The 26,866-nt window shown below is 56.1% G+C and carries 29 protein-coding genes; 5 read left to right on the top strand and 24 right to left on the bottom strand.

Translation table 11 applies throughout. The annotated features are described in order from the left end of the window. Positions 1-150 precede the first annotated feature (150 nt). On the top strand, positions 151-996 hold the full coding sequence (gene gluQRS, locus AC2TDA_RS11210; protein WP_480879292.1) for a tRNA glutamyl-Q(34) synthetase GluQRS: 846 nt from the start codon (positions 151-153) through the stop codon (positions 994-996). 47 nt (positions 997-1,043) lie between these two features. Here the strand turns inward: gluQRS and hisI are convergent, their stop codons facing one another. Further along, a complete protein-coding gene (hisI, locus tag AC2TDA_RS11205; protein WP_480845564.1) occupies positions 1,044-1,433 on the bottom strand; it encodes a phosphoribosyl-AMP cyclohydrolase in 390 nt (129 codons plus the stop codon). 48 nt (positions 1,434-1,481) lie between these two features. Here hisI and AC2TDA_RS11200 point away from each other — a divergent pair, with 48 nt between their 5' ends. Together AC2TDA_RS11200 and AC2TDA_RS11195 are read left to right on the top strand one after the other, a co-directional pair. Next, entirely contained in the window at positions 1,482-1,934 is a 453-nt protein-coding gene (locus AC2TDA_RS11200; protein WP_480845566.1) for an iron-sulfur cluster assembly scaffold protein, read from the top strand. A gap of 58 nt (positions 1,935-1,992) precedes the next feature. Beyond that, positions 1,993-2,631: a MarC family protein gene (locus AC2TDA_RS11195; RefSeq protein ID WP_480845568.1), complete on the top strand. Its 639-nt coding sequence runs from the start codon at positions 1,993-1,995 to the stop codon at positions 2,629-2,631. Positions 2,632-2,817: 186 nt separating this feature from the next. Here the strand turns inward: AC2TDA_RS11195 and AC2TDA_RS11190 are convergent, their stop codons facing one another. The 5 genes from AC2TDA_RS11190 to sciP form a co-directional block, all read right to left on the bottom strand. After that, positions 2,818-2,940, bottom strand: coding sequence for a hypothetical protein (locus AC2TDA_RS11190; RefSeq protein ID WP_480845569.1), 123 nt, complete (start codon positions 2,938-2,940; stop codon positions 2,818-2,820). 112 nt (positions 2,941-3,052) lie between these two features. Further along, a complete protein-coding gene (gene recG, locus AC2TDA_RS11185) occupies positions 3,053-5,143 on the bottom strand; it encodes an ATP-dependent DNA helicase RecG (RefSeq protein WP_480879291.1) in 2,091 nt (696 codons plus the stop codon). After that, the gene (ligA, locus tag AC2TDA_RS11180) at positions 5,140-7,392 is read right to left on the bottom strand and encodes an NAD-dependent DNA ligase LigA (protein WP_480879290.1); all 2,253 of its coding nucleotides are present in this window, start codon (positions 7,390-7,392) and stop codon (positions 5,140-5,142) included. Before ligA ends, recG begins: the two co-directional genes overlap by 4 nt. Positions 7,393-7,517: 125 nt before the next feature. Next, a complete protein-coding gene (gene ctrA, locus AC2TDA_RS11175; RefSeq protein WP_480845573.1) occupies positions 7,518-8,234 on the bottom strand; it encodes a response regulator transcription factor CtrA in 717 nt (238 codons plus the stop codon). Between the two features lie 84 nt (positions 8,235-8,318). Next, positions 8,319-8,612: a CtrA inhibitor SciP gene (gene sciP, locus AC2TDA_RS11170; protein WP_480879495.1), complete on the bottom strand. Its 294-nt coding sequence runs from the start codon at positions 8,610-8,612 to the stop codon at positions 8,319-8,321. A 130-nt stretch (positions 8,613-8,742) separates the two neighbouring features. Here sciP and mnmA point away from each other — a divergent pair, with 130 nt between their 5' ends. After that, positions 8,743-9,888 carry a tRNA 2-thiouridine(34) synthase MnmA gene (gene mnmA / locus AC2TDA_RS11165; protein ID WP_480879289.1) on the top strand — a complete coding sequence of 382 codons (1,146 nt, stop codon included), beginning with the start codon at positions 8,743-8,745 and terminating at the stop codon, positions 9,886-9,888. Here the strand turns inward: mnmA and AC2TDA_RS11160 are convergent. The 18 genes from AC2TDA_RS11160 to AC2TDA_RS11075 form a co-directional block, all read right to left on the bottom strand. Continuing rightward, on the bottom strand, positions 9,885-10,466 hold the full coding sequence (locus AC2TDA_RS11160; RefSeq protein WP_480845576.1) for a hypothetical protein: 582 nt from the start codon (positions 10,464-10,466) through the stop codon (positions 9,885-9,887). The two genes, mnmA and AC2TDA_RS11160, sit on opposite strands and share 4 nt — an antisense overlap. Next, on the bottom strand, positions 10,466-11,623 hold the full coding sequence (gene lpxB / locus AC2TDA_RS11155) for a lipid-A-disaccharide synthase (protein WP_480879288.1): 1,158 nt from the start codon (positions 11,621-11,623) through the stop codon (positions 10,466-10,468). The genes AC2TDA_RS11160 and lpxB overlap by 1 nt, the downstream gene beginning before the upstream one ends. Then, positions 11,623-12,417 (bottom strand): LpxI family protein, encoded by a 795-nt coding sequence (locus AC2TDA_RS11150; protein WP_480845579.1) that lies wholly within the window; start codon positions 12,415-12,417, stop codon positions 11,623-11,625. Before AC2TDA_RS11150 ends, lpxB begins: the two co-directional genes overlap by 1 nt. 4 nt (positions 12,418-12,421) lie before the next feature. Further along, the gene (gene lpxA / locus AC2TDA_RS11145) at positions 12,422-13,207 is read right to left on the bottom strand and encodes an acyl-ACP--UDP-N-acetylglucosamine O-acyltransferase (RefSeq protein WP_480845580.1); all 786 of its coding nucleotides are present in this window, start codon (positions 13,205-13,207) and stop codon (positions 12,422-12,424) included. Continuing rightward, positions 13,204-13,677, bottom strand: coding sequence for a 3-hydroxyacyl-ACP dehydratase FabZ (gene fabZ / locus AC2TDA_RS11140; protein WP_480845582.1), 474 nt, complete (start codon positions 13,675-13,677; stop codon positions 13,204-13,206). Before fabZ ends, lpxA begins: the two co-directional genes overlap by 4 nt. A 72-nt stretch (positions 13,678-13,749) precedes the next feature. After that, complete coding sequence (locus tag AC2TDA_RS11135) at positions 13,750-14,328, bottom strand: OmpH family outer membrane protein (protein WP_480879287.1); 579 nt, start codon at positions 14,326-14,328, stop codon at positions 13,750-13,752. 12 nt (positions 14,329-14,340) lie between these two features. After that, entirely contained in the window at positions 14,341-16,701 is a 2,361-nt protein-coding gene (bamA, locus tag AC2TDA_RS11130; protein WP_480879286.1) for an outer membrane protein assembly factor BamA, read from the bottom strand. Between the two features lie 129 nt (positions 16,702-16,830). Further along, positions 16,831-16,959 (bottom strand): hypothetical protein, encoded by a 129-nt coding sequence (locus tag AC2TDA_RS11125; protein WP_480845586.1) that lies wholly within the window; start codon positions 16,957-16,959, stop codon positions 16,831-16,833. A 92-nt stretch (positions 16,960-17,051) separates the two neighbouring features. Next, a complete protein-coding gene (gene rseP / locus AC2TDA_RS11120; protein WP_480879285.1) occupies positions 17,052-18,404 on the bottom strand; it encodes an RIP metalloprotease RseP in 1,353 nt (450 codons plus the stop codon). Between the two features lie 5 nt (positions 18,405-18,409). Then, positions 18,410-19,582, bottom strand: coding sequence for a 1-deoxy-D-xylulose-5-phosphate reductoisomerase (dxr, locus tag AC2TDA_RS11115; RefSeq protein ID WP_480879284.1), 1,173 nt, complete (start codon positions 19,580-19,582; stop codon positions 18,410-18,412). Then, entirely contained in the window at positions 19,582-20,364 is a 783-nt protein-coding gene (locus AC2TDA_RS11110; RefSeq protein ID WP_480845590.1) for a phosphatidate cytidylyltransferase, read from the bottom strand. Before AC2TDA_RS11110 ends, dxr begins: the two co-directional genes overlap by 1 nt. Then, complete coding sequence (gene uppS / locus AC2TDA_RS11105) at positions 20,361-21,092, bottom strand: undecaprenyl pyrophosphate synthase (RefSeq protein ID WP_480845591.1); 732 nt, start codon at positions 21,090-21,092, stop codon at positions 20,361-20,363. Before uppS ends, AC2TDA_RS11110 begins: the two co-directional genes overlap by 4 nt. Before the next feature lie 9 nt (positions 21,093-21,101). Beyond that, the gene (gene frr / locus AC2TDA_RS11100; RefSeq protein WP_480845592.1) at positions 21,102-21,665 is read right to left on the bottom strand and encodes a ribosome recycling factor; all 564 of its coding nucleotides are present in this window, start codon (positions 21,663-21,665) and stop codon (positions 21,102-21,104) included. Between the two features lie 184 nt (positions 21,666-21,849). Next, positions 21,850-22,845 carry an acryloyl-CoA reductase gene (acuI, locus tag AC2TDA_RS11095; protein WP_480845593.1) on the bottom strand — a complete coding sequence of 332 codons (996 nt, stop codon included), beginning with the start codon at positions 22,843-22,845 and terminating at the stop codon, positions 21,850-21,852. Between the two features lie 56 nt (positions 22,846-22,901). Continuing rightward, positions 22,902-23,996, bottom strand: a complete 1,095-nt coding sequence (locus tag AC2TDA_RS11090; RefSeq protein WP_480879283.1) for a dimethylsulfoniopropionate demethylase — start codon at positions 23,994-23,996, stop codon at positions 22,902-22,904. A gap of 1 nt (position 23,997) precedes the next feature. Next, complete coding sequence (locus AC2TDA_RS11085; protein WP_480879282.1) at positions 23,998-24,504, bottom strand: DinB family protein; 507 nt, start codon at positions 24,502-24,504, stop codon at positions 23,998-24,000. Continuing rightward, positions 24,504-25,208 (bottom strand): DUF1326 domain-containing protein, encoded by a 705-nt coding sequence (locus AC2TDA_RS11080; protein ID WP_480845596.1) that lies wholly within the window; start codon positions 25,206-25,208, stop codon positions 24,504-24,506. Before AC2TDA_RS11080 ends, AC2TDA_RS11085 begins: the two co-directional genes overlap by 1 nt. Before the next feature lie 4 nt (positions 25,209-25,212). Continuing rightward, on the bottom strand, positions 25,213-26,022 hold the full coding sequence (locus tag AC2TDA_RS11075; protein ID WP_480879281.1) for a DUF2182 domain-containing protein: 810 nt from the start codon (positions 26,020-26,022) through the stop codon (positions 25,213-25,215). 71 nt (positions 26,023-26,093) lie between these two features. Here AC2TDA_RS11075 and AC2TDA_RS11070 point away from each other — a divergent pair, with 71 nt between their 5' ends. After that, the gene (locus AC2TDA_RS11070) at positions 26,094-26,825 is read left to right on the top strand and encodes a FadR/GntR family transcriptional regulator (RefSeq protein WP_480879280.1); all 732 of its coding nucleotides are present in this window, start codon (positions 26,094-26,096) and stop codon (positions 26,823-26,825) included. Positions 26,826-26,866 lie beyond the last annotated feature (41 nt).

The raw sequence follows: 26,866 nt of genomic DNA, 5'->3' as shown, positions 1-26,866 counted from the left end.
GAGTATTCGCATGTACCCTGTATCTCATAGTATCACGGTCTTTCGAGAAGATGCCCGGGCAAACAAGTCTGTCACCTGTGACAAGCTTCGCCTCGTGATGATAAAGCGACCAGGAGACATTAAGTTTTACATATATAGCTTTGATAAAACGTGACATTCACCACTAGATTCGCACCTTCACCGACGGGTCCCTTGCATTTGGGGCATGCCTATTCCGCACTGTTGGCTTACGACATGGCGGTAGCCCATGGCGGGCAATTCTTGTTGCGGATTGAGGATATTGACCAATCCCGGTCCCGCATTCAATGGGAAGACCAGATTTATGAGGACCTCGCTTGGCTAGGGCTTAAATGGGCTCAGCCCGTGATGCGGCAATCAGACCGATTAGCTCGCTATCGTCAGGCGTTGGACATTCTCATCGAAAAGAACCTTGTCTACCCGTGTTGCTGCAACCGTGCAGATATTGAAGCGGCCGCTGGAGCGCCGCAGGAAGGTGTTCCACAATTCGGACCGGACGGGCGCATATATCCCGGCACCTGCCGTCATCGCCTCATGTCCGAAGCTGGCCCAAATGACGTCATGCGATTGAACATAAAGAAATCTCTGGAAGAGATTGTTTTACCATCGTTTCAAGAAACAGGTGCCGCTAATTACGGGTATCATTCGCTTGATCCAGAAACCCTGTTGCAATCCGTGGGAGATATTATCCTTGTGCGCCGTAACATGGGCAGCTCTTACCATCTGTCCGTTGTCGCGGATGACGCAGATCAGAAGATTACACATGTCGTCCGCGGAGAAGATCTGTTTGATGCAACGCAAATCCACGTCTTGCTTCAAACCCTGCTTGGATTGCCGATACCGACCTATTACCACCACCAATTGATCCGTGACCTGTCCGGTAAGCGCCTGGCAAAGCGCGATGACGCCCGCGCAATCGCCAAGTACCGCTCCGAGGGAGCTTCGCCCAAGGACATCAGGGCCATGGTCGGTCTGTGAGAACTATTTTTGATTGTCTCATAAAAGGAGTGCTTCTCGTCGGAACCTCATTCCATCGGAGACATCAATTCCACCTCAGCACCGTCCCTCATAGCTGTGTAAAAGCAGCTGCGCCTGTTGGTGTGACAGGCTGGTCCGGTCTGCCGAACCAGAACCAACAGGCAATCCCGGTCACAGTCGATCCGCAAGTCAACGAGTTCCTGCACATGGCCTGAACTTTCGCCTTTTACCCAAAACGCTTGACGGGACCGTGACCAATAAGTGACGCGCCCCGATGTCAGCGTTCGCTCAACAGCTTGCGCATTCATCCAGGCCATCATCAGGACCTCGCCCGAACCTTCGTCTTGCGCAATTGCGGGTATCAACCCTGCGTCGTTGAATTTAAGAGTCGACGGGTCGAACGAGACAGTGTGCGACATAGCAAAAACCTTTTGCATCCCAGAGCCTGGCCACTATGTATGGGGAACATCCAACGAGGGAAAGCCATGTCCGGCGAAACAGACCTTATCAAGCTTTATTCTGGGCGCATTCTGGCGCTGGCGGCTGATATTCCGCATCTGGACCGGCTGGATAACCCCGATGCAACGGTTAAAAAGCGGGCCCCACTGTGTGGGTCAACTGTAACGGTAGACATCAAAGTGCAGGACGGACGAATTTCCGAATACGGTCAGGACGTCAAAGCCTGTGCGTTGGGCCAGGCATCAGCTTCGGTCGTGGGTAACGCCATCATAGGTGCCACACGCGCCCAGGTGGAAACCGCCCGAGACCAGCTGTCTGACATGCTGAAAAAAAACGGCCCTGCCCCGGATGCACCGTTTGACGGGCTTGAGGTACTGATACCCGCCCGCGAGTACAAGAATCGGCACGCCTCGATCCTGTTGGCGCTCGAAGCAGCGTCTGAGGCTATCAAACAGGCTGAACAGGCCAATTGCGCGTAATCGTGGTGTTCTCTGACAAACCCGTCTAGTCTCACTCCAATTCTGAGGGAGAGACGGATTGAACAATTTGTTGGAGCATTTCGTCACGCTTTGGGTCGTCATTGACCCGATCGGTACAATCCCTGTTTTTATCGCCGTCACAGCGGGCATCGAAGTTACCGCCAGACGAAAAACAGCACTGTTGGCTGCTTTGGTCAGCGCTGGCGTTTTGTTGTTCTTTCTGGTTTTCGGGCAACTGCTGATCGAAGCACTGGATATCGGCCTCAATTCATTTCAGGTTGCCGGCGGGATAATTCTGTTTCTTTTTGCACTGACGATGATTTTTGGAGAAAGCAAACAGGACATCGAACAGCGGCAGGCCGAAGAGGACTTGGAAGACAAAATGCACAAGGCCAACCCAGCGATATTTCCGCTGGCCGTGCCGTCGCTGGCTTCGCCTGGTGCCATGCTGGCGATCGTCATTCTGACTGACAACAATCGGTTCAGCGTGGCAGATCAGGGGATTACAGCCTTAGTCATGCTGTCCGTAATCGCCATTGCGTTTGTTCTGATGCTACTGGCTGAACCGATCATTCGCTGGATCGGCCATTCAGGCGCGGCAATTATCAGCCGTGTTATGGGCATGATTTTGGCGTCGGTTGCCGTCAATTCAGTATTGTCGGCCATGCTCGAAATAATCCACACCGGTCAGCTATAAAAAAAACCGCCGCTCCTTCCGGGCGGAAAGGGCGGCGGCAGGCAATGCGTGTCTCGTGTGGGATCCGGAATTCCGCGTGGGGCCGAGGCAGGCCCCTTCAAGGGATTTGGGACAGGCAGGTCACCCTTGATATAGATGGGGATGACAAACGCGGGTCATTCGGCACGAGATCGCAGGCAGAAAGGGTCAGAACCCCATCGGTAGGTGAAGGGCAACCATCAGCATAACCACCAAAGACGCAACGCCCGCTGCATCCTGCAAAAGCGTGGCCTGCGAACGGCTGAAAGCGGTTTTGATCTGGGTCAGCATAGTCTCACCTCCGGTCAGAGCTTTAATCCTTTGTTGACCTTTTGTTCTCATATTTTTCCGAGTCGGTAAAGAACTTTTTGAGAACATTTGTGAACCTAGCGGAACAAATTGGCTAACCCACTGAAATCAAACGGATCGCCTGATCCTGTTTCATCAACCACAACAGAACACGGGCCCCCTGTCCACGTTCCGACTTCAGTTGGGGATCACTTGCCAGTAGAGCTCGTGCGTCAGACTGCGCCACAGCCATCAGCCCGGCCTGTCGTTCCAGATCGGCAATGCGGAATTTTGGCAGACCGGACTGGGCGGTTCCAATCAGATCACCAGCCCCTCGCATCTGTAAATCTGTTTCAGCAATGCGAAACCCATCTTCGGTCTCGCGCAGTACTTCCAGCCGTTTTCTCCCGCCCTCGCTAAGCGGGGCCTGATACATCAACAGACAGGTCGACGCATCTTCGCCGCGTCCGACGCGCCCTCTCAGCTGATGGAGCTGTGCAAGCCCAAATATCTCGGCTCGTTCGATAACCATGATTGTGGCGTTGGGAACATTCACACCAACTTCGATGACCGTTGTCGCCACCAGAATCTTGGTCTGCCCTGTCTGAAATGCAGCCATGGCCGCGTCCTTATCAGCCGGTGGCATCTGGCCGTGAACCAACCCAACGACATCATCACCCAGCAGCGCTCGTAAACGTTTGAAACGCTCTTCCGCCGCTGTCAGATCCGAAACCTCGGACTCATCGACCAAAGGACACACCCAATAACACTGCGTTCCTTCCTCAATCGCCCGGCGAAGATGGGCCACCACCTCTTCCATGCGCTGGGTGCTTACTATCGCGGTTTTGATGGGTTTTCGTCCGGGCGGCTTCTCATTCAGAACCGACACATCCATGTCGCCATATTGAGCCAACGCCAAGCTGCGTGGAATGGGAGTGGCGGTCATGACCAGAACGTCTGCGCGCCGCCCTTTCTCGGACAGCTCCATGCGCTGCCGAACACCAAATCGATGCTGTTCGTCGACGACAGCCAGACGCAGATCGTGAAATTCAACGTCTTCCTGAAACACCGCATGCGTTCCGACCAGAATTTGGATGTCGCCGCGTTTCAGCGCCGCCAACTTAGCGCGCCGCTCGGCTCCTTTGTCGCGCCCTGTCAGAATTTCCAGCACCACGCCCGCCTCTTCGGCAAGCGGCCGCAGCCCTTCGAGATGTTGGCGCGCAAGTATTTCGGTAGGCGCCATCATGACCCCCTGCCCTCCGGCCTCGACCGCGATCAGCAGCGCAAGAAACGCCACTAACGTCTTACCTGCACCCACGTCCCCCTGAAGTAATCGGTTCATCCGTGTATCGGACGCCATGTCGGTGGAAATGTCGCCAACCGCGCGCGATTGTGCCTCTGTGGGGCGATACGGCAAACTGTTCAGGACATTGGACTGAAGCTTTCCGGTTCCAACGCTGACTACCCCGCGGGTCTTCCGTTCACGCTGGCGCGCCAAAGCCAAAGTGAGCTGGTGCGCGAACAGTTCATCATAGGCCAGCCGTTCCCGCGCCGGGGCAAATGGTGCCACGTCATCCGCCCCTCTTGGATGGTGCGCCGCCTGCATGGCCGTTACCCAATCGGGCCAGTTTTGTCGGTCGACCTGCGCCGGATCGGCCCACTCCGCCAAGTCAGGTGCGCGCGCCAGAGCACTCTGCGCCGCCTTATACGCAGTTTTCTGAGTGACGCCCTGCGTCAAATGATAGACTGGTTCGAACTCGGGCAACTCTCCCGCTTCCTCTGGAGGTACAATGTGATCCGGGTGAACCATCTGCGCCATACCATCGAACAGTTCCAGCTTGCCCGAAACCACCCTGCGGAAACCTTGAGGCAGAATTTTCTTTAGGTAATCACCACGCGCATGAAAGAAAACAAGCTGGAAATCGGATTGACTGTCTTCAACCTGAATACGATATGCTCCACCGCGATTTCGCGCAGGACGATGAGCCCCAACCGTCACTTCTACCGTCAGCGTCGAGGGCAGATCGGCACCTTTGATCGTATCGCGACGCCGCCTGTCCACGACCGCATAGGGTAATGAAAACAGCACGTCACGCGGGGACTCGATCCCCAGCTGCGCCAAGTGCTGAGCGGTCTTGGGGCCAACACCTTCCAGCGTTTCCAACCCAGCGAATAGCGGGAAAAGTTTCTCGGGACGGCCCGTCATGCATCCCCGATCAGCTGCAACCAGCCATCTTCGTCCAGGGTTTCTATCCCAAGGTCCGCCGCTTTCTTAGCCTTTGATCCCGCACCCGGCCCAGCAATCAGCAGGTCGGTTTTTTGGCTAACAGAACCGGACACCTTTGCCCCCAACGCTTCGGCCCGTGCCTTTGCCTCTGCGCGGGTCATTTTTTCCAGCGTTCCGGTAAAGACAACGGTCTTTCCGGCCACAGGGCTGTTCGTGGCCGGTGCATCGGGCGCGACAATCACCAAATGGCCACGCAAATCGTCAAACGCCCGTCGCTCATCCGCGTTGGCGAAGGCATCGGACAAAGACAATCCCAGCGTCGCGCCGATGCCATCAATTCCAGTCAGATCCGACCAAGCGATGGCTGCGGCTGCAGGAACATCCAGCGCGGTGGTCGCAGCGTCCCGCGCCTCCTTGATACGCGCCCGGCGATTTTCGGTCATCGCGATGTTCCGCTCGGCTTCTTCTGCTTCATCTGCCTGTCGATGCGCCAACGCGGCGGGACGCGCTGTATCGATGGCTTGTGCCATGGAGTCCCAATCGCGATAATAAAGTGCCAGATCGCGCGCACCCACTTCACCCACATGTCGAATGCCAAGGGCAAACAACAGGCGCGCAAAAGGGATAGTCCGTTTTTCATCAATCGCCGCGAAAAGATTACTGGCCGACGTCTCACCCCATCCGTCCCTGTTTTTCAGGCGAGCAAGATTCTGGGCGTCGCGCACCTGCAATGAGAATATATCGGCGGGCACGTTTATGGGCAGAACCGGGTCGTCATAGAACATCTCGACTTGTTTTGCACCCAGCCCCTCAATGTCGAAGGCTTTGCGTGAAACAAAATGTTTCAGCTTTTCAACGGCCTGAGCCGGACAGATCAGGCCTCCGGTACACCGACGCACCGCGTCGCCATCTTCCCGAATAGCCTCGCTATGGCATTCCGGGCATTTCGTTGGGAATTTATAGGGGTCAGCATCGTCGGGCCTTTTGCTTAGATCAACGTCCGCGAGTTTTGGTATAACATCGCCCGCCCTGTAGACCTGCACCCAGTCGCCAATTCGAACATCTTTGCCGCCCCTGATCACGCCGCCTTTGGCATCGCGCCCGGCAATATAGTCTTCGTTGTGCAGCGTCGCATTCGAAACAACTACACCGCCGACTGTTACCGGATGCAACCGAGCCACAGGACTTAGCGCACCGGTACGACCGACCTGAATGTCGATCGCCTCGAGCCGGGTCCAGGCCAGTTCTGCCGGGAATTTATGCGCAATCGCCCAGCGGGGCGTCGTTGACCGAAACCCAAGCCGGGCTTGAAGGCCCAGGTCGTTCACCTTGTAGACAACCCCGTCGATGTCATATCCAAGGGTCGCACGCTGCGCTTCGATCTGGCGATAATGATCCAGCATCTGCTGGGTTGTGTCACACAATCTGGTCAAGTCGTTTACTTGGAACCCAAGAGACTTCAGCCGCTGAATTGCCTCCATTTGTGTATTCGCTAATGGCGCGGACAATTCCCCCCAGGCATAAGCATAAAACCGCAGCGGACGTGATCGCGTGATCGAGGCGTCCAGTTGCCGTAAAGAACCGGCCGCAACGTTTCTGGGATTGGCAAATGTCTTGCCCCCGGTTTCGGCCTGTCGCACGTTGAGCACATCGAAATCGGCGTGAGACATATAGACCTCGCCGCGTACTTCCAACACATCAGGTGCATCGTCGATTTCATGTGGAATATCGGTCACCGTTAACGCGTTGGCAGTCACGTTTTCACCGACTTCGCCATCACCTCGGGTTGAGGCCTGAACCAACTTGCCGCGCTCGTACCGCAAAGACAACGAAAGACCGTCAATTTTGGGCTCAGCGGTAAAAGCGAGCGGCGCATCGCTGGACAGTCCAAGATACTTTCGAATCGAACGATCGAAATCGGCGACGTCTTCGTCATCGAACGCATTGCCCAAAGACATCATGCGAACAGCATGCGTGACCTTGGAAAACCCCTCTGCAGCGCGCGCGCCAACCTGATCAGTCGGGCTATCCGGACGCTTGAGATGCGGAAATCGCTCCTCGATGTCCGTGTTCCGGCGCTTCAAAGAGTCGTAATCCGAGTCCGATATCTCTGGTGCGTCCTCGGCGTGGTACAGTTGGTTGGCCCGGAGGATTTCAGCTGCCAGCCGAGCCAATTCGGCCCGCGCCGTGTCCTCGGTCAGCTCTGATACCGGAATGGATTCGCTCATGGCCTCGCCCCGTCACGTTTTCTTGGACCCCAGTGATAGGGCGAGGCCATGGCTAGGTCCAGTACTGTGCTGAGCCGTGAGCGAGGTTGCCGCCCTGGACCAGCGACGGCAGTGATAGGGTGAAATCAGGCGCCAACCGCCATGCGGGTTTCGTCAACACTATTCGCCTGCGGATCGCGTAGAACATATCCCCGGCCCCAGACCGTTTCGATATAGTTCTCGCCGCCCGTGGCATTGCTGAGCTTCTTGCGCAGCTTGCAAATAAACACGTCGATTATTTTCAGTTCGGGTTCGTCCATACCGCCATAGAGATGGTTCAGGAACATTTCTTTGGTCAGGGTCGTTCCCTTACGCAGGCTCAGAAGCTCCAACATCTGGTATTCCTTGCCAGTCAGGTGCACCGTCTTGCCCGCCACCTCGACCGTCTTGGCATCCAGATTGACTGCCACGCGACCGGTGTGGATGATCGATTGCGAATGCCCTTTTGACCGCCGGATGATCGCATGAATTCGCGCCACCAACTCTTCGCGGTGGAAAGGTTTGGTCAGGTAATCGTCCGCTCCAAAACCAAAGCCCTTTATCTTGCTTTCGGTGTCATCCGCGCCGGACAGAATCAGGATCGGTGTTTCAACGCGCGCAATCCGAAGCTGGCGCAAAACCTCATGCCCGTTCATATCCGGCAGGTTCAAGTCCAGCAGTATCAGGTCATAATCATAGAGTTTCGCCAGATCGATACCTTCTTCGCCCAGGTCCGTCGCATACACGTTCAGATTGGCATGTGTCAGCATCAACTCGATGCTTTTTGACGTTGTTGGATCATCCTCGACAAGAAGTATTCGCATTACACTGCTCCAATTCAGTTCAATCTTTCCAATTAAAATCGAGCCTGAACAAAAATGGTTAATCTGGCGTTACCGTTGAATCTTTTATTCACTTTCTCCTTTAGGTTGTCGATATTTTTTTAATGCCGTCACTTTCAACGCGTCCACACCGTGTTCGGCGACCATCGATACCCATGTGTTGAATTCTTCGTCGCAGATACCGTACCGCTTTTTCGCATCAGACAATGAAATCAGTCCGTAAAGAACACCCCTCACCACCAGAATCTTGCGTGACGCGACCCATCTGCGTGTATCCGCCGGTGGCAAATCCGCCCGTGTCATAATGGATCCATCCGGTAACGTGATCGACCTTGGACCTTCCACTTTGTGCAAATACATCTTTCTACCCTTTTCCTGCTGCATCAAAGCTGACTCCAGCCTACTTAAAGCCAAGTGAAACCGCCCCTTGAGAGTGTGTAGAATTTTCCTATATTCTGCCGGTCTTTCTTAACCCGGACTGGAACCGCCAATGGCCCTCGATACCGAGACCCCGCTGAACTCACTTGGCTTCGCAAAATCGCCCTCGGAAACGCGGGTGGTTGTCGCCATGTCCGGTGGCGTGGACAGTTCTGTTGTGGCCGCCTATCTGGCGGATCAGGGATATGACGTGATCGGTGTGACGCTGCAGCTTTATGACCACGGGGCGGCATTGGCCAAGAAAGGTGCGTGCTGTGCGGGGATCGACATCCACGATGCGCGGCGCGTTGCGGAAGAGCGCGGCTTTCCGCATTACGTTCTGGATTATGAGAACATCTTCAAAGACGCGGTGATTGACGAATTCGCGGACAGTTATTTGGCCGGCGCAACACCGGTGCCCTGCATTCGCTGCAATGAACGTGTGAAGTTCAAGGACCTGCTGGAAACCGCCAAGGACCTTGAGGCTGACTGCATGGCCACGGGACATTACATCCAGCGCAAGATGGGCTCCAATGGTCCGGAACTGCACAGTGCCGAGGATGCGAACCGCGACCAATCCTATTTTCTGTTCTCGACCACGCCCGAGCAACTGGACTTCCTGCGCTTCCCGCTAGGTCATCTGCCTTCAAAAGACGCGACACGCGAGATGGCGGCGCAATACGGGTTGGCGGTGGCGGACAAACCCGACAGTCAGGACATCTGTTTTGTGCCCAACGGCAACTATGCCAGCGTGATCGAAAAGCTGCGCCCGGGTGCAGCTGAACCCGGCGAGATAGTCCATGCTGATGGCCGTGTGCTGGCCCAGCATGACGGCGTTATTCACTACACAATCGGGCAACGCCGCGGATTGGGCATCGGTGGTCTTAGCGAGCCGCTTTACGTGGTCAAGCTGGACGTGGACAAAAAACAGGTCGTGGTTGGGCCCAAAGAAATGCTGGCCACCCGTGTCATCCCTGTGCGCGAGATCAACTGGCTTGGGGATGAACCGTTCACCTCTCGGGATGAGTGGCACTTCTCGGTTAAAGTCCGCTCGACCCGTCCACCGCGTGAGGCGATCATCCGGCCGCTTTCGAACACCACAGCCGAGGTTGAGCTGCTGACGCCCGAGGAAGGCATATCGCCCGGGCAGGCCTGTGTGTTTTACGAAGGTGAAGGCAGCCGCATTTTTGGCGGCGGCTGGATTTGGCGCGGGTACTAAATCGCGTCAGTCCAGGAGTTGCTTAGGATATAAAGACCGGCACAGATCATCACATAGGGCACAAGGCGTTCCAGTCTTTGTGCCAGCCCGCCGGTCATGAAGCTTGCGCGCGCGCCCATCAAGCCCAACAGCGCCAATCCCAAGGCCGCCAGCGTCGCACCGATTACTCCCGCCGCCCGGAAACTGGGAATTGAATCCGCCAGCAGCGGCGCCAGAACGGCAAACGTGTCCATCGACAGGCTGATAAACAGCATCATGGTCACAAGCATAGAAGCGCCTGCAGAAACCCTCGGGGTTTCCTCGGACCGTTGCCCCCAAATCTGTCGAACCACGCCGATAACGCCAAGTGTCAGCGGGATCACCCCCAGATACCCGGCCCACTGCGGCACCACATCCTCGACCCCAAAAGCCAGCAGCAGAGCAGCGTAAATCACGATTATCTGCGCCAACAAGAAGCCAAGAACTGCGCGCCGCGGACCAGAAACCATCATCAGCGCCAGCAAAGCAGCCAGATTGTCAAGATTTGTCAGCACTTGTGCCATGAAAGCCGAAGCGGCAAAAACCACATGGTCCAGCATCACGCGCCCATCCGTTCCAGAACCGCTCGGGCAGCACGCAATCCGGGGGCCTCACCACCGCGCCCCAACCGTTCCATCGTCAGTTCCATGGCATCGCGCTGGTCATCGGGTGAATTCGAAACCTGCGTCAACGCAGCTGCAATCTTGCCCGGTTGACACTCGTCCAGAAGGCATTCGGGCACGGCACGTGTGTCGGACACAAGATTGACCAGCGTCACCGTATCCAAATTGACCATCCGTTCTGCCATCTTCTGCGTCAGCCAGCTGAGCCGATATGCAATAACCATCGGGGTCGACTGTGCTGCCAACTCAAGCGAAACGGTCCCGGACGCAGCCAGCGCCAGATCAGCCGCCGCGAAGGCCGCGCGTTTCTGCCCCTCGGCGTGATCCGATGGCAAGTTGCGCGGGTCCACGACCACGGGGCTGCCCGGCCAGTTGCGGACATGCTCGGACACTGCGTTGACCATATGCGCTACCGCTGGAACAACTACGCGTGCGGTCGGACGCTCATGCAGAAAGATCGACAGAGCTTCGCCAAAGACCGGGGCTAGCCGGTCGACCTCGCCTCGGCGTGATCCAGGCAAGGCCAATACCAGAGGTGCATCACCCAGATCATACGCCGCGCGGAAATCCGCGATGTCCTGTTCTGACGCGATGGGTTCATTCACTACCGGATGGCCGACAAAGTCACACTCCATTCCGGCACGTTCCATATAGGGCGGCTCAAACGGCAGCAGGGCAAGAACATGGTCGATGACCTTGGCCATCTTATCCGCCCTGCCCGGACGCCACGCCCAGACAGAAGGCGCCACATAGTGAACGGTGCGAATGTCACTGGCGGATTTGACCAGCTTGGCCACGCGCAGCGAGAAATCCGGGCTGTCGATGGTGATCAGAACATCGGGCTGCGTTTCAAGTACCGCCTGCCCGGTTTCGGATATACGGCGTTTGAGGTGAAAGAATTTCGGAAGAACTTCAACCAATCCCATGACACTGAGCTCGGCCATGGGAAAATGGCTCTGCAATCCTTGCGCCTGCATCAGGGGACCGCCGACGCCGTCAAACTCAACATCCGGGACGAGCGTCTTCAGGCCCTCCATCAATGCCCCGCCCAGCCGGTCGCCCGAGGGTTCTCCGGCGACCAGAAAGACTCTCATCAGACCGTCCGCTCGCGCACGGTCAGGAACAGGCCCAGGCGGTTACATTCCTCGATGACGCGATCCCGTTGAAGTACAAGAACACCGCCCTTTTCGATGACAATCCCGGACAAGCCGGCAGCAACGGCGCCTGATACGGTATCGGGCCCAATCGCCGGCAAGTCTACTCGCCGATCCTGTTGAGGCTTGGGACCTTTGAATAATACGCCACCCCCAGCGTCCGGTCTCTGGGTCAGGGATTGCAGCATCCATGCGGTGCCAAAAATACTCTCGATAGCCAGCGCCTGCCCTTTCAGAACAATGCAAGCTTGCCCGATATCCGCAGGCCCCATGGCACGCAGAATTCCGGCCGCCCGGTCAGCGTCGGCCAGATCGTTTTCAGATGGCTGGGCCTCGGTCAAGCAACCCAACGGCGGCAGAAGCTCGGGCGCGATCTGATGGGCCGCGCGAACATTCATCCCGGCGTCCTCAAATATGCCAATCACAGCGCGCAGTGCACCATCGTCGCCTGACATGATCGCTTTTTGCAGGATCGGAACCAGAGGCATCGTCGCTGCGTCAATGCGAGTGGGATCGACGACCGGACGTCGCACCGCCCCGGCCATGCATATCTGGGTTACACCACGCGACTTGAGCTCGGCAATGAAGCTCCCGAGTTGCTCAAGTGGGAAGACAAGCTCTGCCGACAAGCTATCCGGCTCAAACCCTTCCAACGCGCAGATCAGAGGGCGTTCGGACAACGCAGGTACAAGTTCACCAGGCAACGCGCCCGTTCCTGCGATCAACGCCAGCATCGTATTATTTCCCCGGTGTCAGGAAAGAGCGGTCCGTGTCACCGGTCACAAAATCGACAATCTGACGGACATACTCGCTTTCGACGTCTTGACCCAAACGCTTGGCGCGATCCATGAACGTGCCCTCACCTTCAGACAACTCTCGGAACGCTGCGCGCAGGGCCGAGATGTCAGCCCTTGTAACGCCGCGACGTTTGAGACCGACGAGGTTCAGACCGTCCAACTCGCCGCGAGGCGCCTGAACGAGGCCATATGGGATCACATCCTTGGCCACCATAGTCAGCGCCCCGATAATGGCGCCCTGCCCGACACGCACCCATTGGTGCAGACCTGAGATGCCACCGACGATCACGTCATCCTCGATGACGCAATGACCCGCCGCGCCGGCGTGGTTGACCATGATGACACGGTCGCCAATCTGAACATCGTGGGCAACGTGCACACCTGCCATCAACAGACAGTCATCCCCGATCCGAGTTACGCCGCCACCACCTTCGGTGCCGGTATTCACAGTCACATGCTCGCGGATACGGTTGCGTTTGCCGATCTCCAGTCGCGTATTCTCGCCGCCGAACTTCAGATCCTGCGGAATCTCACCGATGACTGAGAAATTGAAGATCACGCTATCTTCATCAATCGACGTATCGCCAGTCACCACGACATGCGATTTCAATTCGACCCGATCCCCAAGACGGACCTGCGCACCAACGTAGCAGAACGGACCGATTTTACAGTCCTGACCTATCTGTGCACCGTCTTCGATAATTGCGCTGGGATGGATTCCGCTCATGCCGTTTTTTCCATGTCCCAGTCGACATAGGCCGAGAATTCAGCCTCGGCAGCAACTTCGCCCTCAACCGTCGCACGACCGCTGAACTTGAAAATCTTACCACCCTTTTTACCGCGAACCGTTTCGACATGCATCTCAAGGACATCGCCCGGGACAACCTTGCGTCGAAATTTACACTTGTCGATGTTCATGAAGTAGATCAGCAACTCGCTGTCGATGACATCCATGCCAACGCCCAGCATGACGCCCGCTGTTTGCGCCATGGCCTCCACTATGGTCACACCAGGCATGATCGGAGTACCCGGGAAATGCCCCTGGAAGTGCGGCTCGTTCATGGTAACGTTCTTGATGCCCACTGCGGATTGATATCCTGAAATATCCACGACCTTGTCGACCAGAAGAAACGGATAACGATGCGGTAGAATGCGCTGAATCAACTGAATGTCGGCACTCTTGGTTTCCGTGGTCATTGTGCAGATGTCCCGTTCTGAATTTCTCTGTTCCGCGTGGTTAGCAATACCAGTCCCTAAGGGCAAGCCAACCTATTCGCCGCGCCCATCCTCAAGCGCCTGCCCATCACCGATGGCCGCATTGATCCGCGCGATAGCTGCGTCAGTGATATCAGACGCGTCCGAACTCAGGAAAACGCTGGACCGTTCGATAATGATCGAAGCGCCCGTTTCGCGCATCAGCTCAATCAATACGGGCTGCGCCATCTCGACAAAGGTATTGCGCGCTTCCTCGCTGCGCTGTGCCAATGCATCCAATTTGGCCCGTTGGCTCTCGCGATGCTTTTGAACCTTGTCGTCAAATGCCTCGGCCAGAGGACGAAACTGTTCGGCCGTCAGCTCAGCCCGTTGTTCCGTTAAATCTCTTTCCTCTTTGCTGAGCGCAGCAATAATGCGTTCGTTCTCCTCGGCCAAAACTTCGCTTTCCGCTTCTATTTCGCGAAACACGCGCTGGCCGAATGCCGATCCGGAAAACAATTTCTCGCCCGAGATCGTCAACACGCCTAATTGCGGCACACCTAGTTGTTGCGATTCAACGGCTCCGGCGGTTCCCAACGCCAGAAACACACACAGGGCCCGGATCGGGCCCTGTAATCTGTTTGTTAATCCCACGAACATCAGATCTTAGAACTGAGCCTGAATGGTCAGGTCAAAGTTCCGTTCCTTGTCAAAGGCTTCCTTTTTCAACGCGTGGGAGAAGTTGAAACGCAACGGTCCAAACGGAGTAGTCCAGAGCACTGAAAGCCCGACCACATGACGGATGGAACCATCTGCCCCAACGATATTGCCACCCGCAGTATTAACGTTGTTGAGGTTGTAAAGGTTTCCAACGTCGTAGAACACACCACCACGCAGACCAAGCTCTTCAGGTAGTCCCAGCGGAAAGTCCGACTCGAACCGGGCAACCCAATAGTAGTTACCGCCAATCGCGTCATCCTGACCGTTGGACAAATCGCGCGGGCCAATGCCGGCAGGTTCAAAGCCTCGGAAAACACTCGGCCCCAAAACAAAGCGATCAAGGGTTCGGCTAAAGTCGTTGCCGGTCCAATTCAGGGCGCCAAGTTCCAGTGTGGCGCGCAAAACAACTTCTTCATTCAGCACTCTTTGCTGCGCAATCGCGCGAGCTGTTGTCCTTATAAACTCACTGTCTCCACCCAAACCAGCGGCATCAACATTCGCTTCAAGAAGCACGCCGGCATTGGGGTTCAGACCACCCAAGCGACTGTCATAGACATAAGAGAGACCAATCGAACTGGCGGTCCGCTTACCCTGTGCAATTTCCGAAGAAATCACGGCCCCGCTGGTCTGCCCGCTTTGCTCAGTCATTTCGCTGCGATCCCAGCCGTAGCGCAACCGCAGCGAGGACAGCTCGCCGATGGCATAGCTCAGCTGAGGATTGAAGAACACGCTTTTGGTGTCAAAGGTAGCAAAACTTGAATTGGTGGTGGCCAGACCTGTTCCGAGATCAAACCGCAGTTTCCGACCTAGCAAATAGGGCTCGCTAAAGTTTATAACGTATTGTTCCGAGTCCTGCGCAGTTGACAGTGTAATCCCAAGGTTTTGACCACGCCCCAGGAAGTTGGACTCGTTCAAGCCGATTGCGATCCCGATACCATCTGAAACCGAGTAACTGCCACCCAGGCTAAGCGAGCCTGTCGGCTGTTCTTCGACATCTACGTCCACGATCACTTGACTGGGGGTAGAGCCCTCGCGGGTTTCGACGTCTGCCACAGCAAAGAACCCAAGCGCACGGATGCGCTCTGCGCTTTGGCGGATTTCGCGCGGGTTGAACGGATCACCTTCAACCGTGTCGAACTGGCGGCGGATCACCTGATCCAGTGTGGTGGTATTACCCTCGATATCGATACGCTCGACAAAGATCCGAGGACCCTTGGTTAGAACAAACTGAACATCCAGGGTCAGATCTCGTTCATTGCGGGTCACACGGGGTTCAACCCGCAGGAAGTCGACACCCTGCTTGATGCCCAGCCGCTCCTGACGCGCGATCGAGTTTTCGATCAACGTAGGTGAATAAACAACGCCCGGTTTGATCTTGAGTGCGTCCTGATAAGCGGCCGCATCTACGCCCGGAATTTCGCTTACGGTCGAAATGTTACCGAATTTGAACTGCTGCCCCTCGGTAACATTGATGACCAGGAAGAATGCATCGCGCTCGCGGGTCAGTTCCACATTCGCACTGTTGACGCGGAAGTCTGCATAACCTCGAGATAGGTAGAAATCACGCAGCACCTGTTTGTCGAATTCGATCCGATCCGCGATAAAGGTGTCCCCACGCAGGAAGGTCCGCAGGAAATTGGCCTGTTTGGTCTCCAGAACGCGGCGTAATCGCCGGTCGGAATAAGCCCGGTTACCCACAAAACTCACGCGTTCGATTTCGATGGTGGTGCCTTCGGCAACCTCAAAAACAAGATCAACGCGATTGTCGCTACGACGAATGATGCGCGGAATGACGGTGGCCGCAATCCGACCCTGTGCGGAATACACTTCAGCGATCAGATCCGCGTCCGCTTCCGCCACCTGCGGAGTAAATACTCGTCTCGGCTGAGACGCGATCGCATCCAGTAGAATATCGTCTTTGACGCGGCGGTTCCCCTCAATGCTGATCTGGTTAATCGTGGGATATTCCTCGACTTCGATGACCAGAGTGCTGCCCCGAGGCGTCAGTTCAACTGTCTCAAAAACGCCACTGTCAAGCAAACGCTGAAAGGCATCATTCAGCTGCCCAGCTGTCACAGTTTGTCCCGCTTCGATTCCCGTTCGCGTGATAATCGTCGAGGTTTCGATCCGCCGATTTCCTTCAACCTGGAAGTTGGTGATCGTGTAAGTCTGCGCCTGAACCGCCTGCGGCAAAGCCAGTAAACTCAGCCCCGCAAAGAGAAAAAGAAACGCTAGTGCTCGCCACAAAATCTTGCCTTGCGACATGTTCAAGCCGCAGGATGTGCCCGTACCTCTGCTGTCCGCCATGTTTTTTTTCTACCCAGAATTTTCAGACTTTAGCAGTTGAGTAGCGGGTATGCCCCGTCTTGTCAAAAGACCAAACGGCAAAGGCGCACATTGTTTTGCGCACTTAACAAGTCGACAATTTCAGAAGAATCACAGACCTAGGATATACGCACCAGCGGCCAGAGCTAACGCGGTCACACCAAAGCTGAGCAGCATGTCCCAGTTCAACAGGAACAGGAAACTGAAACTCCGATAAGATTTTTGCAGCGCCTTGGTCATAGCGACAGGGTCCGTTAGTCAGATTTTGCACAAAAGAACTTACCCACGAAATAAGGCATTTTTGCGTCCCGACCGTGCCGACCCTGCCTTATTTAGCAGAACAGGTCATTGCTGACTGAAAAAAGCATCAAGGACAGGATCAGCGTTATACCGATTCCCATCAGCACACGCAGCGCCTTGTCGCTGGGAGGTTTCCCCGCAACGGCCTCATAGGCGTAAAACACCAGATGCCCGCCGTCCAACGCGGGAATCGGGAACAGGTTCAGCAAACCTACAGCTGTCGACAGAACCGCGATGAAAAAGACAAAGTTCTGCGCTCCCTGGCTGGCCATCGCACCTGAGGTTTCGGCGATGCCAATTGGGCCGGATATGTTGCACGTGCTGATAGCCCCGGTAATCATGTGCCACATGCCGGACAACGATCCCTCAATGATACGGACTGTCTGGCGCACACCGCCCGTTAGCGAATCCCACACTCCAGCCGGAACTGTTGCCGGTTCAAGCATCATCCCACCAACAATGCCAATGCGCCAATGCGTTACAAATCCGCCTTCAGGCCGAGGTTCATCTGTCCGGCGCGGGGCCAACGCAAACTCAAGATCGGCTCCGTCGCGCCAAACGTCCAACAACAGAGCCCGCCCATCCGAACTTTCAACGTGTTCCTTGAGTTGTTCGAAAGCAAAGATCGGGTCGCCGTCCACGGCCGTGATGACGTCACCGGCCTGCAGTTGAATGTCCATCGCCGCGCTTCGTGGCGCAACTTGCTGAATCAATGGGGGAAACAGCCAAGGCGCCGATACGTCGATAGTCTGTCCGTCTCGGATGACCCTGTAATCCAGAACCGGCTCAACTGGCAGCGCATCGGTGAATTCGGACCAGGTGCTCTGGTCATCGAAATCCGGTGTCGTGATACCAGCGATGGCAACAATCTCGTCACCATCCTGAAGACCCTGAACTGTGCCGGGCAATGGGTGCAGCGCGCCAACGGTCAAAGGTTCGCGTGATACGCCCTGTGACCAGAAAATCAGACCAAAGACCAGTATGGACATCGCGAAATTGAACACCGGTCCGGCCGCCACGGTCGCGGTTCGGGCCCACAAGGGCGCTCCATGCATGGTGCGGCGCAGTTCTTCAGGGGTCTGCTCCGAGATTTCGCCCATCGCCTCTTCGTCTTTTCCCGAAGCTGCGTTGGAATCGCCCAGGAATTTCACATAGCCACCAAGGGGCAACAAAGCGATCTGCCACCGTGTTCCGCGCTTGTCGACGCGGCTCCATAGGACAGGACCAAAGCCGATCGAGAACACCTCGGCATGAATGCCGGACCAGCGACCCACGATGTAGTGGCCGTACTCATGAACGGCTACGATGACGGATAGCGCCACTACAAATGCCAGCACAGTGTACAGCAAACCGCCAAATTGTGGGATCAAAGAGAATATGTCCAAAAGTTTTATCCTGCTCGTTCAAGTACGGCTTCATCGATCCACTTACGTGCCAGATGGTCCGTTTGCTGCACGTTATCAAGGGTCAAAGCGGCATCAATAAGGCTGTCTGCAGTGTCGAAACGGTCGAGAACCGACGACACCATGTCAGCCATGTCCAAAAAGCCCGTGCGGCGGGCAATGAAATGATCAAGCGCCCTTTCCTTCGCTGCATTGAACACAGCTCCGGACAACCCGCCACGGTCCATTACTTCACGCGCAAGGCGCAATGCTGGATAGCGGGCTTCATCGGGGGCCACAAAACGCAATTGCCCCAGCGCCGCAAGATCCAGTCGCGGCACCGGCAATGCCTTCCGTTCGGGCCAGTGCAGCGCGTAACCGATAGCATGACGCATGTCTGGGGCGCCGAGGTGGCTCATGATCGCGCCGTCACGGAAACCGACAAGAGCATGTACGATAGACTCGGGGTGCACGAGCACTTCGATATTTTCAGGATGAATGTCAAAAAATTCTCTTGTTTCTATGACTTCCAGCGCTTTGTTGAACATCGAAGCGCTATCGATAGTGATGCGCTGCCCCATGTTCCAATTAGGATGGCTTGAGGCTTGCTCAACCGTCGCATTAGCCAGATCACTCAGTGGCCAATCTCGAAACGCTCCACCGCTGGCAGTGATGATAATGCGCTCGACCGAGGCCATATCCTCACCCACCAGAGCCTGAAAGACAGCGGAATGCTCGCTGTCCACCGGTAACAGGCGCGCGCCGTGTCTGCGCGCGGTTTCCAGTACCAGCGGACCGGCGCAAACCAGCGTTTCTTTATTTGCCAAGGCCAATGTTGCGCCTTGTTCAAGCGCTGCTATGCCCGGCGCCAGCCCTGCGGCGCCAACAATGGCCGACATCACCCAATCCGCCGGGCGCGATGCGGCCTCGGTCAAAGCCGCCTGCCCCGCTGCCGCTTGGATTCCAGTTCCCGACAACGCACTGCGCAAGTCATCCAGCCGATCTTCGAAAGCCGTGACCGCCAAGTCCGCCCCTAAACGCTGCGCGTCCCGGGCAAGTTGCGCAATATTTGCGCCGCCGGTCAAAGCTACGACATCATAGGATGCAGGATCGCGGGAAATCAGATCAATTGTGTTTTGCCCAACCGAACCGGTTGCACCGAATATCGACACTTTACGCATCACATTCCTCCGGGTGCATAAAACAACCCTGCGAGAAGTATGAACAGCGATGCCCCCATCATACCATCAAAACGATCCAGGAATCCGCCGTGACCGGGGATAAGGTTTGAACTGTCTTTCACACCGAACTTCCGTTTGGTTGCGCTTTCGACGATGTCACCCGCCTGACTTGCCATCGACGCAAGTACCGAGATGGCGACAAATGCAACGCCAAACCCCGCGTGAGCTGCAAAAAATGTGCCCACCAGCGCCGCTGCCGCCCAGCCACCAGCCGTTCCGGACCAGGTTTTCTTTGGGCTGACCCGCGGCCAGAATTTGGGCCCGCCGATCGCCTTGCCGACAAAGTACCCCGCCACATCCGTAGCCACCACGATCGAGATCAGCCAGACCATCCAGCCGAAGCCCATATTCTCGCGGATCGAGATAAAGCCCAGCCCTGATGCGGCAATCCAGACCGCGAACAGCACGTAAATTCCCTTTGCACGTTTGATCTGCCCGGCGCCGACGAGCGCAGGTGCCAAAAGGAACGGTAGTTTATAGAGCGGTGGTAGATGGTAACTGAGAACCACGGCGACACCGGTTAAAATCCCCAATTGAAGCGCAACACCGAACCGCTCCGGATCAATCATCCGTACCAGTTCCCATGTCATCAGGCCGCAGGCGGCAGCGATAAAGATCTCGAACCACAGCCCGCCCAACCAGACTTCGACTGCGCCGATAGCCACCAGCACCGCCGCAGACAAAACCCTGGCCGTCAGATCAGACCATCGGCCGTCGCTCATACCGAAACCGCCCCGAACCGTCGTTCGCGGGCCCCGAAACTGCGGCATAGACGTTCCAACTCGGCTGCCGTGAAATCGGGCCACAAAGTATCGATGAATTCGTATTCCGAATACGCCGATTGCCAGAGCAGAAAGTTCGAAATGCGCGCTTCGCCGCTGGTACGGATCACCAGATCCGGATCCGGCAATACCCTTGTATCTAGGTATTTTGGCAAGGTCTCTTCGTCGACGTCTTCAGGGCGCAAACGGCCTTCAGCGACATCGCGAGCGAGACGTTTGGTAGCCCGCGCCACCTCGTCTCGTCCGCCGTAATTCAGGGCTACCGTCAAGTGAACAAGATCATTGTCTTGCGTTTCCCGCTCAAGCGTGTCCATCAGCTCAGTCAATTTGGAGTCAAGGCGAACGCGGTCTCCGATGAAACGAACACGAATACCGTTTTCCTTGAGGGTCCTTGCCTCTTTGACGATATACCGGCGAAACAGACTCATCAGCCCTGCCACTTCAGCCTGAGTCCGTTTCCAGTTCTCGGTCGAAAAGGCAAAAACGGTCAGATACTTGATCCCCAACCCCGGGCAGGCTTCAACCACCTCACGCACACGTCGAGCACCCGCGTGGTGCCCGAATAACCGGGGTCGTCCCCGCGCCTGTGCCCAACGACCGTTGCCGTCCATGATGATCGCCACATGCGTGGGGCCTACGGCAGGCGTATTATGAGGATCCTTGGGCATATCAGCGGGTCAGACCTGCATGATCTCTGCTTGTTTGGTCTCAAGTGCTTCGTCGACGGTTTTGATCATCGCGTCCGTCAGATCCTGCACCTCCGACTCCCAGAATTTCTGGTCATCTTCGGACATGCCGTCGGACTTGGCTTTTTTGATCTGGTCCATGCCATCGCGGCGAACATTGCGAATGGAAACGCGGGCGCTTTCCGCATACTGACCGGCTACTTTGCCCAGCTCACGTCGGCGCTCCTCGTTCAACTCGGGGATCGGCAACATGATAATCGTCCCGTTCAGTTGCGGGTTGATGCCAAGACCACTTTCGCGGATCGCCTTTTCCACCTTACCGACCAAGGACTTATCCCAAACGTTCACGGTGACCATGCGGGATTCGGGAACGTTTACAGTCCCAACCTGGTTGATCGGGGTCATCGTGCCATACGCATCAACCATAACCGGTTCCAGCATCGAGGCCGACGCACGACCGGTTCGAAGAGATGCAAATTCAGTCCTGAGATTGGCCATTGCGCCATCCATGCGGCGCTTCAGATCATCGGTGTCCAGTTCGAAATCGTCAGACATTCTGCTCACTCCCCGTCTTCAGGTGCTATTGGGATGCGTCTTAAGCCATCGCAAATGGGATGTATAGCAATCATGAGCAGGAATTGTGTCAATGACCAGAGTTGTTTCCACCCGGGACGTAAAAACCGGAGAACGGGAAAACCGGCCGTTTAGATGAACAGCCGGTTCTGGAAATGTTCGGGAATCAACTGTTAACGTCGACGACAACGCGACCTTTCACCTGCCCATTCAGAATGTCAGCGCCCAATTTCGGCAAGTCAGACAAAGTCGCCGGGTGCACCATCGCATCAAGCTTGTCCATCGGCAGATCCGTCGCAATCCGCTGCCATGCGCGCACACGGTTGTCATAGGGCTGCATCACACTGTCGATGCCCAGTAAATTGACACCGCGCAGCAGAAACGGGATCACCGTCGCCGGCAAGGCGGCGCCCCCCGCCAACCCTACCGCGGCGACCGAGCAGCCATACTTCATCTGCCCAAGAACACGGGCCAGCATGGCTCCTCCGACAGCGTCCACACAACCTGCCCAGGTTTCGCTCTCAAGCGGTCGTTTGGTGGTTTCGTTCAACTCATCCCTCGCCACGATGGTCGTTGCACCCAGCGACTTCAGGTAATCCGCAGTCTCGGGTCGCCCTGTCACCGCAGCCACTTCATAGCCGAGATTGGCCAAAATGGCCGTCGCGACCGAGCCAACGCCCCCGGCCGCGCCAGTGACCAGAACCGGTCCATGACCCGGTTCCATTCCATGATCCTCCAGCGCCATGACCGCGAGCATTGCCGTAAACCCTGCGGTGCCCACAGCCATTGCCTGCCGGGTATCCAGCCCATCCGGCAGAGGAACCAGCCAATCCGCCCGCGCATTTGCTTTTTGCGAATACCCGCCCCAATGGGCTTCACCCACGCGCCATCCGGTCAATACAACCTTTTCGCCCGCCTTGTAACGGTCGTCAGTTGAGGTTTCGACAGTACCTGCGTAGTCGACACCCGGGATATGAGGGTAGCTCCGCACCAGCCCGCCGCCTTTGGGCGACATGCACAGACCGTCCTTGTAGTTTACGGTCGAGAATTCGACAGCAACCGTCACTTCGCCGACGGGCAAATCGTCCAGAGACATCTGCTTTACGGCCGCACTTGCAAGACCACTTTCTTCATCTTTTTCAACAACTAGTGCATTGAACATCATGTCTTCTCCTTTGGTCGGCCTGTCCATAGGCCATCTTCCAAAACCTGTTTTACTCAGCGCCAGAAATTCTCTTGCACCTCAGCCCATCTCATACCGTGTTCAGTCATGACCTCGACTCGTCTTCCGGCGGACCAATGCGCACGGTCGACCATGCCAATGGCAACGTTCACCTCAAACTCAGGCGAATAGACCGCCGACGCGATTTGGCCAACTGGCTGTCCCGCTGCCAATAGCGGCCAGGATTGAGTGCACGGTCCAATATTGCCTTCGATCACCATAGGCCGAATAATCCGCGGCGGCCCGTTCTTTGCCTGATCCGCCAACGCCGCCTTGCCGATGAAATCCAGAGGCGAGTTACAAAACCGGGCCAATCCACATTCATACGGTGTGTTTTCACGCCGCATATCCGAACCAAAGCTAAGCAAACCGCTTTCGACCCGCTCAATATTGTTCGGGCAGCCCGCCCGAACTTTCAGGTCCTGCCCATTGGCAAACAGACAGTCCCATAGTGGCATACCGTAGTCCGCGCCTTCGACATAAATCTCGAACCCACCTTGCTTGGACCAGCCGGAACGAGCAACGACAAACGCTTTATCTTCGAACATCAAGCGCTTGTAACGGAAGAACTTAATGTCTCTGATCTCATCACCGAATACGCGGGCCATAAGCTCATCTGCCTTGGGTCCCTGAACAGCCAAAGGTGAAACATCGGGTTCCGTGATCTCAACATCAAGGTTCAGCGCGATGGCAATTCCCAACGCAAATTGCCACAAATCGCCATCCGCTACGGACAGCCAATAGTGGTCGTTTGCCAGTTTGATCGCGACCGGGTCATTCAGCATGCCGCCGTTCTGATCGACTATCGGAACGTAGTAGCACTGATCATCCCGCATCAGGTCCATGTCACGCGGGCTTAGCATACGCATCAGGCGCAAAGCATCCGGACCTTTGATCTGCACTTGCCGCTCACAGGAGACGTCCCAGACTTGTACGTGCTTTTTCAAATGCGCGGCATCCGCCTCTACGCTTTCAAAGAAAGTTGCCAGCAATGTGTGGTTGTAGACCGTGTAACCGCCCACGCCGGCAGCTTCGACGCCACGGGTGAACGGAGTTTTGCGAACCCGGCGGTTGGGGGTGATGACTGCCATCTCAATATCCTTCGGGCAGAAAGACCAGGTCACTGATCGGCGCCTTGGAGCCCGCCTCGGTCAACATCTGATGCAACTGGCCCCGATGGTGCGTCTGATGATTGAACATATGAATGATGCATTGCGCATAAGGCTTTGTCACATCATCTTCTTTTGCCGCAGAATACCAAGTGAAATCACCCGTCAGAGGTGCGTCGCCCAGCGATTCCGCCCACGCGGCGATGCGTGTATCGATCTCCGCTCGTAGCGGTAGCCAGGCCGCAAGATCAGAGCAGAGCGTGACACTGTCGGGAATGCCACCGCCGGGACCCTCACCCTTATCGAAACGGGAGATCCAAATCCAATCCCCCCAAAGCAAGTGATTGGCCGTCGCCATGATCGAGCCGAAGAACGCACCGCGATCTCTGGTTAATTCCGATGCTGGAAGCGCTTTGAGATAACCGGACAACTGATTGTTCTGCCAGCGATTATAGCGGGCCATCTCACGCGTATAGGCACCTGTGATCATCACTTTGGCCCGTGCCAGTCAATCGGACAGATTTCAGCGGATTTTCCGCCGAAATCCCATACGCGGCCATAGTCACGGACTTTGGACTTGATGCCGCGTGCGACGATAATGTCTGGTCCCATCCAGTATTTCGAGTTTGATACCATCACCGGATGCTCAGGGTCCTTGCCGGCGAGCATTTCGATTTCGCCCTGAATCTTACGACCGATTACGATCCGCCGTTTGTTGCCATCCCGCTCAATCTGAACCGGGGCACGCTCGGCACCTATGATCTCGCTGACCAGCATTGTGAACAGACCAGTGGTGCCACCGGCCTGGCCGCTGAAAATCTGCAATATCCCATTATAGGCTTTACCGCTGGCGCGTTCGTCTACATAGGCAGCAACCTTCCACTGTCCTTCTCCCATGCGGCCCGGAATATCGACCAGCAGACCAACATTCAGCCCGGACAGGTCTTCGCCTTCATAATTGCCTTCATCAATGATGATTCCCATCCATGCGTGGCAATGGCCCTCGGTCGGGGGGTGCGCACCCAGCGATACGACGCAGGGGCAAAACACGTCGCAAGAGCAATTGAGGATCAACTCGCCCTTGATCGCCCAGTCCGTCGGGCTCATCTCGCGCCGTTTGGGATTGGGCATCCGGCTGTCAATTCGTTGACTGATTGGCAATCTGTCCGCTTCAGGTTTCTTGTTTTTTGCCATCAGGTTATCCTCCGTAAATAATTCGGTAAACGAGCAGGCCAACGCCGCCCGCGATCAATGCAAACCCCAGCGGTTTTGTTACGATATGACCGATCTGAGGGAGTTTCTCTAAAACCATGAACAAGGTGGCCAAGCCCATCCACAGCAGGCTCATGACCCCACCGACAAAGCCAAGCGCCATAAAGCCCCAACAGCAGCCAACGCAGAATACGCCAAGCCCAAACCCCATACGCAGACCGCCCAAAAACCCGGTTTTCCAGTGACCCAGAAAATAGGTCATCGGGGCATGGCAGACGCCGTGACAGACCTCTTTGGTGCGGCTGAACTGAAAGGCGCCGACCGCGATCATCAACCCGCCGGCAAAAAATGGAGACTTTGCGATACCGAGCATATCAACAGCGCCACCAAACAATAGCGAAAGCTGCATCGCAGTAATCAGTGCCGCAAATCCGACCCAAACGACAAAGTATCCGAACAGAACGCCCAACCACCCTGTTCGCGTCCCGTTGGCGCTGTGGATCAGATCGTCATAGCTGCGCAAGGTTGGAACCAGCGTTGGCAGCATCATGGCGGCCATCATGATCGCCCACATCCAGAACAGAGGACCGAACTCCGCCATGGGCATGTACATGTCCATCCGCGGGTCCATGGCCTGCATTGCCGCGCCCATGGGTCCAGGTCGGCCGATCCAGTCCAGATCCATGTTGCGGCTCATCGAGACCATCATCCACCACGACCACAGGATCGCGACGTAAAAGCCCAGCCAAAGCCCATTTCGGAAAATTGCGCGACTCACCTGTCCCTCCCGACTCATCGCCCTTGCTTTTCAAATGTCAGACTTTTAAATGTCAGACAAATAAAAATTCACCCCGGAACACGTCAATAATGAAAATCGACCCTCAGAGCCGCACTGACTTGTCAGCCCAAATCGCGGAGGCGATCCGGGATGCGATAGTTTCGGGACGATTGATCGTCGATGAACGGCTACCCTCCGAAGCCGAACTTGCTGATCAGTTTCGAGTTTCGCGCCCAACGGTTCGAGAGGCCCTAAAACGGCTTGCAGCTCAATCACTTATACGTACCCAGCGCGGCGCATCCGGGGGCGCATTTGTCAACCGGCTAAGCTTTCCGGACGCCTATTCCCAACAAATCACCACGTCGACTCTGTTGCTGTCTATGAACGCGATCAGCTTTGACACCGCGTGCGAGGCGCGCTTTGCGCTTGAACGGGCCTGTGCTCCGCTAGCGGCCGAACGTCGTACACCGGACCAACTGGCCTCCATGCGCGCCGAAATTTTCCGCCAATCTCAACCTGGCCTGACAGATGAGGCTTTTTGCGCTTCGGATGTTGCATTTCATCGGGCGCTTGTGGATGGCGCAGGCAACCCGGTGCTATCCTACCAGTTGGCCGGAGCTGTCGAGGCAATGCAGCCGTTGATGAACATGATCACTTTCAGCGAACGTTCGCGCGAGGAGATCATCGCGCTGCACGGTAAGATCGCTGACGCTTTGGATACTCATGACGCGGCAACCGTAGATTCGGCATTGATCGATCTTGAAACTTACACGCGAAAGTTGGCGCGGGACGTCGCAGAAAAACGAAAAAAATCCGCTTAAAAACAAATCAGAATATGTCTTGACGATGTGAGGCAGCAGAA

It is taken from the genome of Ruegeria sp. HKCCD6426, assembly GCF_057221115.1.
This window is presented reverse-complemented; position numbering and strand designations above follow the sequence as displayed.